Here is a 5,742-nt window from a genome sequence, read left to right as displayed (position 1 = left end):
GCCCTGGATAAAGCTCAAGAGATAACTTCTAAGTCATCATTTAGTGATAAGGTAATGTATGGTCTTAAAATAGAAATGCGTAAAATGACTGAAGAGGCGGCCTTACGTGATTCAATTTGTATCGGCATCTAATAATAAAGAATTGAGTAATGTTTGCATCTTTTCTTTTAGTGGAGGTAAATCATTATCAGTAATTTCCCAGACAAGTTGTAAGTTTATACCGAAATACTCATGAATAGCCATATTCCTAAAGCCAATTATGGGTTTCCAGGGGATTTCATCGTTTAACGACTTCAATTCATCTGAAATAGCATTACTTGCTTCTCCTATGATTTCCAATTGTTTTATTGTAGCAAAACGTTTCTCCGAGTTCATGTGAAATTGTTCAAAGGTTACGCTGTCAAGGTAGTTTTCAATCTCATTAATTGCATTAAGGATGTGCTGAAGTCGCACTTTGTCGCCTAATCTACCTTTCATAAATGAGAACTTTATCTTTATCAACAAATGGTTTCACATACTTCGATAAGCCTTCATTGCTAACTAGATCCACTTTTTTTTGTAGTATTTCCTCAAGTTCATATTTATACGAAAAAAAACTAATTCCAATTGGTTTAGTATGATCTAATTCGACAAGGATATCGATATCGCTATTTTCGTCAGCTTCATTTCTAGAATATGATCCAAATACATATGCTCTTTTGACTGGGCGAACAGCAAAATAACTCCTTATGTAATCAATATGTTGTTTTGACAGAATCATATAATCAAATATAATGAATTCTTAAGTAACAAGTCTGGTTGATTATGGCTTACCATGAAAAGCAAGTGCATAGCCACCTACCACCATATACTCAACACTATACTTGTTTAAAAGACTAACAAAGTCCTCAAAATCCTGAGCTAGTGTCATAGTTGAATTCTTTTCTTTACTAACTTCGTCTTATCCATTCTTTGTCCCTTTGTTAATGACTGAGAAATGATGAAGGTTACTGCTGCTGCGCGTTCAGTAACTGGCCTGCTCAGCCAATACTTCAAATCACGATCTTCATCATCAGCATCTTTCATCATCACTCTTCGTAAAACAGGAACAATTTTTCGAACTCGACTTCCAATGACAGGCTTAGGCTTTGAAATAATTGACTTGCGTTCAATCCGCATGTCTGAATTTTCATATGGAACTTTCGCTTTGCTTAGATAATTACTTATTGTGTTGTAATTATACTGTGTATAGCTTAAGCAAAAGTTTTTAAGGTTGGAAAACACTTCAAATGGGGCTTCTGGATTATTTTTCCAAAAAACTACTATTACTCTCTTTTTTTGAGGCTGATAAATCTCCATTATGCTAATATAACAAATATAATGCAAATATTAGTCAAATGCATTTGAGTTTGGGGTTATATTTCTTTTCGTCTACCCAAACCTTCGTTGACCCTGACCAGTCCCTCGGTGAAAATGTTATACATGCGATATCACATATTTTATACTACATTTAGATATGCCTAATTTGTATATCATAGCTGGTTGCAATGGTGCTGGGAAAACAACGGCCAGTTACACCATCTTAACTCAAATTCTTAATTGCCATGAGTTTGTTAATGCGGATAACATCGCCGCAGGTTTATCTCCTTTTAATCCTGAAAGTGTAGCTCGAGAAGCAGGAAGGACAATGCTGAACCGGATAAGTGAATTAATGGAAAGCCAAGGAATTCGCAACTTATATAATTTGTATGCCAATTTGCGATGAGTGGATGCTAGTTGACAATATGGATAATTTACCTCAGATAATAGCAAGGTTTGATAGCTTAGGAAAAGCGGTTATTAATAACGAAATTTGGGATTCTATTAAACAAATCAGTCATGAAAGCTAAAGAGATAACTGCTGAATCTTCATTTAGTGATAAGGTCATGTTTGGTCTTAAGATCGCAATGCGTAAAATGACTGAAGAGGCAGCCTTACGTGATGACAGTCTCGTAATAGGAAAAAAGGATGGAACTTTTGAATTGGTTCCTGCCAAGGAACTACTTAAGACCCTACCGGACTAGTCCATCCAGTACCAGATACTTGAAGAAAACATCTTCTATTTCAAAAACCCTATATTATACCTCAACAGAACCTTCAGGATCAATAAGGTTGCTATAATACATACTTGATTAAAAACCAGCTTATAAATACAAGGGTATACAAAAATGGTTGTTAAACAATAATGTTGAAAATATTAAGCAAAAGGACATTAACGAGACGGACTGATGGTTGTGTTTTGTGTTCTCTTTTAATTTTTCGGAAAGCACAATTCTCTTTGACAATATCAGTACAATAGCGTGCTTAACGCTGAAAAAGGAGTGGAGTTTTTTTACTCAAAGTTTACCCTTGAGATGCACAAAAAACCATCCCATTTCTTGATGGTAAATATAACGTTGTTTTCATAGATTATCTCAAAGTTGGATTGTTCAAAGTTAAGCCCACCAGAAACCTACTTGTTTAAGTGATTTTTATAGCGGTTGAAAAAACCAACCTTTACAAGATGTATTTTTAAAAAAAATGCGGTAAGTGTAATGATTCTATATATTTTTCTAGGATAAGTTTTTCGAAATTTTTGAGGAACTATTTTTCCTTCCTACCAATAAGAAGATACCTATGCGACAGGTGCATACAAAAATTTTAAAGATCAAAGTCTTCACTTTAATGCTAAATATTTAATAGGGAAAGCGGCTAATGGTTGGCGTATTAGCGTAAGTTTAAAGCTATGTTAATTAAACTTGGGTTGGTGGAGGATGATTCAATACTACTAGACAATTATAGAGAATTTTTTGGCGGGGATGATACATTTGAAGTAGTTTTCAGTATCCGGGATCTCAAAGAGCTGAGCAAGTTGAAATCATGTGATCGGCCAGACATCATACTGCTGGACCTTATGCTCCCTTCAGGAAATAGCCTTGATCAGATTCACGTAATTAAACAATTTTTTCCTAAAGCAAGTATCATTATATTTTCTTCGGTCTCTGAACCAAATATCTCCAGAATGGCCCTTTATAAGGGAGCAAACGGTTTCTTACTGAAATCAAGCAGCCTGCAGTTCATTAAGGATGCCTTGCATAAAGCATTTGAAGGAGGTATCCCATTGTCCCCATCGATCGTGAACCATTTATTGGAAGTAAGGCAGGTAGCTCAAAGTTTGAAAGAGGCCTATCCCAAGCTTACCAAAAGAGAGGTAGAACTGATTTATCTTTTAAAAACGGGCATGTCCAATAAGATGGCCGCTTCCATGTTGAAGGTTACTTTTTTCACCATTAACCACCATGCGAAGAACATTTACCGGAAACTCAAGATTCACTCCAAAAGTGAGCTGATCGCCATCACTACAAATTTTTAACTATGAAAAGAGGCAAATTTTGCTGATACTGCTGATCGAGGACGAACAAGTATTGAGGGAAAACTTGCAGGAGCTGCTCGAAATGTACGGTTACAAGTGCATTACTGCCAAGAATGGCATAGAAGGAATTGTCATGACCGAACAAGAATGCCCTGACCTGGTGCTTTGTGACATCACAATGCCGGATCTGGATGGGTATCAGGTAAAAGCCGAGCTTGATAAGCAGGCCTGGCGACCTCCATTTATTTTTTTAACTGCCCGTACCGATAAAGAAGATTATGCCAGGGCAAAGCAAGTTGGTGCGGCAGATTTCATCACCAAACCCTTTAAAATTATAGACCTCGTAAACTGGATATCGTGCACATTAAACCAAAAGAACTAGATTTTTTACAATATAAGAGCCTTGTAGCATCCATTCATGATGTAGTTTTCCAGACTGATGCGGCTGGCAGGTGGCTTTTTTTGAATGATTCCTGGTCGCGGATCATGGGCTACAAGATCGATGAATCAATTGGAAAACCCTTTTATGGATTTATTCATCCGGATGATGTGGAGAAAAGCGCAAAGCTATTTAAGCCAATGATGACAGGTGCGAAGCAACATTGTTCCTATGAGGTTAGGTATACTAAAAAGTCAGGAGCGTTCTGTTGGGTTAAGGTATTTGCCATGTTGGTAAAGGATGTATCCGGGGAGATTATAGGAACACAGGGCACCTTGCAGGATGTAAGTGTGGATGTAGAGAACAGGCAGATACGTAAGGCTGCGGAAGCTCAAATCCTACTTGCCATAGAAAAGGAACGGGAATTGAACCGATTGAAGTCCAACTTTGTATCCCTGGCTTCCCATGAATTCCGCACACCACTCGCCATTATGCGTTCCAGCATAGAGCTCTCAGAAATCCACCTTGCCAAAAATAGGATTGAGGATTCTCATCTGTCAAAGCACATCCAGACCATTGTCAACGAAATAGATCGGTTGACTGAATTGATCGAGAAAGTCCTGACCATTGGACAAATAGACTCGAAAGTATTTACCTGTAACAAGGAAAAAATAGACTTGGTACTTCTGATCCAGGAGACCCTGAATAGCCTTGAACTAGTTCAGAAAGATAAACGGACCATCAGGTTTGTAGTGACAGGGATGCAACGCATCGTTATAGCCGACCCATTTCTATTGGCCCATGCCATCACTAATTTGGTGTCAAATGCATTAAAATATTCAATTGGCAAACCCCGGCCACATGTTGAACTCATCTTTAGCCAAAAATGTTACAGGATCATTATCACTGATTTCGGCATTGGCATTCCTCTCAAATCACAGAAGCAAGTAGCTCAGGCATTTTACCGTGCGGATAATGTAAAGGCAATCAAGGGTACCGGACTAGGAATTTTCATAGCCAAAAAATTTATTCTGTTGCATGGAGGCAGCCTAACCTTCAGCAGTGTTCCAGATGAGGGCACCATTTTTACTATTAAGATGGACTCATGCTGATCTATAAAAAACTACTATGCAACTGGATGGGGCTGGTTTTGTTGGCACTCGGTTGTTTGTTTTATTTGTCTTATGGCTACCTCAAGGCCTCAGAACAAAAAAAGAGTTTGGTTATACATGCCTACAAAGTCTTCATCCATACTTCAAAGCTCAAATTCCAGCTACAGGAACTTGAACTAAGCTTCCATTACTATACATTGACAGGCGATCCTAAATATAAAAGGCGGTTGAAACGAAGTGCTGCTTTGGCAGAGGCAGAACTTGCTATGTTCAGGCGACTCACCCTGCACAATATCGGAATGCGTCCCTTATCAGAATCGATCAAACTGGAGCTGGACGAAAGGATTAAGTTCTATAAGGATAATATGCACCTTCCAGCGTCCGCAGTACAAACAGCCTGGTTGAAAAATGTAGTGCTCCCTGACATAAACGCAAAATGTGATCAGATTGAGGAAGCTGAATTAAGGTTGTTGCATAGCAGACAGGCACAAGCGGAGCGCTCTGCTGCTAATTTTGCTTTTTTGTTTTGTGCTTTTGCCACCTTTGCGCTCCTTATTCTGGCCTATCTATACTATGGGTCAAGGCTGGCAAGTAAAAAATCTGACTTGCTAACGGTCGAGATCGCTGAATCAAAGTCGGCCTATGGGGTTTTATTCGACCGGATCGGGGATGTATTGTTTACAAGGGACGTCAACAAAAACACATTTTTAGAGATATCAAACACCTGTGAAGCCATATTTGGTTACTGTGCTTCCGATTTTATAGAACAGAAGTTCCTGTGGCTCAAAATCACACATCCTGCAGACAGGCATATGCTTAATGTCGGTCAGCGCCGACTTAAAAAAGGGGAGTCCCATATAAAGCTATTCTAAGGACTATA

9 protein-coding genes are annotated in these 5,742 nt (G+C 38.5%); 6 read left to right on the top strand and 3 right to left on the bottom strand.

The window, feature by feature from the left end:
- Positions 1-111: 111 nt before the first annotated feature.
- The 3 genes from ACHFIZ_RS17720 to ACHFIZ_RS17710 all read right to left on the bottom strand — a co-directional run bounded on the left by ACHFIZ_RS17720 (position 112) and on the right by ACHFIZ_RS17710 (position 1,338).
- Positions 112-477, bottom strand: a complete 366-nt coding sequence (locus ACHFIZ_RS17720; RefSeq protein ID WP_410888283.1) for a DUF86 domain-containing protein — start codon at positions 475-477, stop codon at positions 112-114.
- Positions 467-760, bottom strand: coding sequence for a nucleotidyltransferase family protein (locus tag ACHFIZ_RS17715; RefSeq protein ID WP_410888281.1), 294 nt, complete (start codon positions 758-760; stop codon positions 467-469). Before ACHFIZ_RS17715 ends, ACHFIZ_RS17720 begins: the two co-directional genes overlap by 11 nt.
- A 146-nt stretch (positions 761-906) precedes the next feature.
- Complete coding sequence (locus ACHFIZ_RS17710; protein ID WP_410888279.1) at positions 907-1,338, bottom strand: hypothetical protein; 432 nt, start codon at positions 1,336-1,338, stop codon at positions 907-909.
- A 157-nt stretch (positions 1,339-1,495) separates the two neighbouring features.
- Here ACHFIZ_RS17710 and ACHFIZ_RS17705 point away from each other — a divergent pair, with 157 nt between their 5' ends.
- The 6 genes from ACHFIZ_RS17705 (at position 1,496) to ACHFIZ_RS17680 (ending at position 5,734) form a co-directional block, all read left to right on the top strand.
- Positions 1,496-1,744 (top strand): hypothetical protein, encoded by a 249-nt coding sequence (locus ACHFIZ_RS17705; RefSeq protein WP_410888277.1) that lies wholly within the window; start codon positions 1,496-1,498, stop codon positions 1,742-1,744.
- Between the two features lie 113 nt (positions 1,745-1,857).
- Positions 1,858-2,043 carry a hypothetical protein gene (locus ACHFIZ_RS17700; RefSeq protein ID WP_410888276.1) on the top strand — a complete coding sequence of 62 codons (186 nt, stop codon included), beginning with the start codon at positions 1,858-1,860 and terminating at the stop codon, positions 2,041-2,043.
- Positions 2,044-2,744: 701 nt separating this feature from the next.
- Entirely contained in the window at positions 2,745-3,371 is a 627-nt protein-coding gene (locus ACHFIZ_RS17695) for a response regulator (RefSeq protein WP_410888274.1), read from the top strand.
- A gap of 19 nt (positions 3,372-3,390) precedes the next feature.
- Entirely contained in the window at positions 3,391-3,753 is a 363-nt protein-coding gene (locus ACHFIZ_RS17690; RefSeq protein ID WP_410888272.1) for a response regulator transcription factor, read from the top strand.
- Positions 3,729-4,862 (top strand): ATP-binding protein, encoded by a 1,134-nt coding sequence (locus ACHFIZ_RS17685; RefSeq protein WP_410888270.1) that lies wholly within the window; start codon positions 3,729-3,731, stop codon positions 4,860-4,862. The genes ACHFIZ_RS17690 and ACHFIZ_RS17685 overlap by 25 nt, the downstream gene beginning before the upstream one ends.
- The gene (locus ACHFIZ_RS17680; protein ID WP_410888268.1) at positions 4,856-5,734 is read left to right on the top strand and encodes a hypothetical protein; all 879 of its coding nucleotides are present in this window, start codon (positions 4,856-4,858) and stop codon (positions 5,732-5,734) included. Before ACHFIZ_RS17685 ends, ACHFIZ_RS17680 begins: the two co-directional genes overlap by 7 nt.
- The last annotated feature ends 8 nt before the right edge of the window (positions 5,735-5,742 follow it).

The sequence above is a fragment of the Pedobacter sp. JCM 36344 genome (genome assembly GCF_046546555.1).
Taxonomy (GTDB): Bacteria; Bacteroidota; Bacteroidia; order Sphingobacteriales; family Sphingobacteriaceae; genus Pedobacter.
The sequence above is the reverse complement of the archived record's forward strand: the minus strand, read 5'-3'. Positions and strand labels throughout refer to the sequence as shown.

Excerpts from the sequence above, each read along its gene's own strand:
- ACHFIZ_RS17710 (WP_410888279.1), bottom strand. The coding sequence starts at position 1,338 with ATGGAGATTTATCAGCCTCAAAAAAAGAGAGTAATAGTAGTTTTTTGG.
- ACHFIZ_RS17720 (WP_410888283.1), bottom strand. The coding sequence starts at position 477 with ATGAAAGGTAGATTAGGCGACAAAGTGCGACTTCAGCACATCCTTAAT.
- ACHFIZ_RS17680 (WP_410888268.1), top strand. The coding sequence starts at position 4,856 with ATGCTGATCTATAAAAAACTACTATGCAACTGGATGGGGCTGGTTTTG.
- ACHFIZ_RS17715 (WP_410888281.1), bottom strand. The coding sequence starts at position 760 with ATGATTCTGTCAAAACAACATATTGATTACATAAGGAGTTATTTTGCT.
- ACHFIZ_RS17705 (WP_410888277.1), top strand. The coding sequence starts at position 1,496 with ATGCCTAATTTGTATATCATAGCTGGTTGCAATGGTGCTGGGAAAACA.
- ACHFIZ_RS17700 (WP_410888276.1), top strand. The coding sequence starts at position 1,858 with ATGAAAGCTAAAGAGATAACTGCTGAATCTTCATTTAGTGATAAGGTC.
- ACHFIZ_RS17695 (WP_410888274.1), top strand. The coding sequence starts at position 2,745 with ATGTTAATTAAACTTGGGTTGGTGGAGGATGATTCAATACTACTAGAC.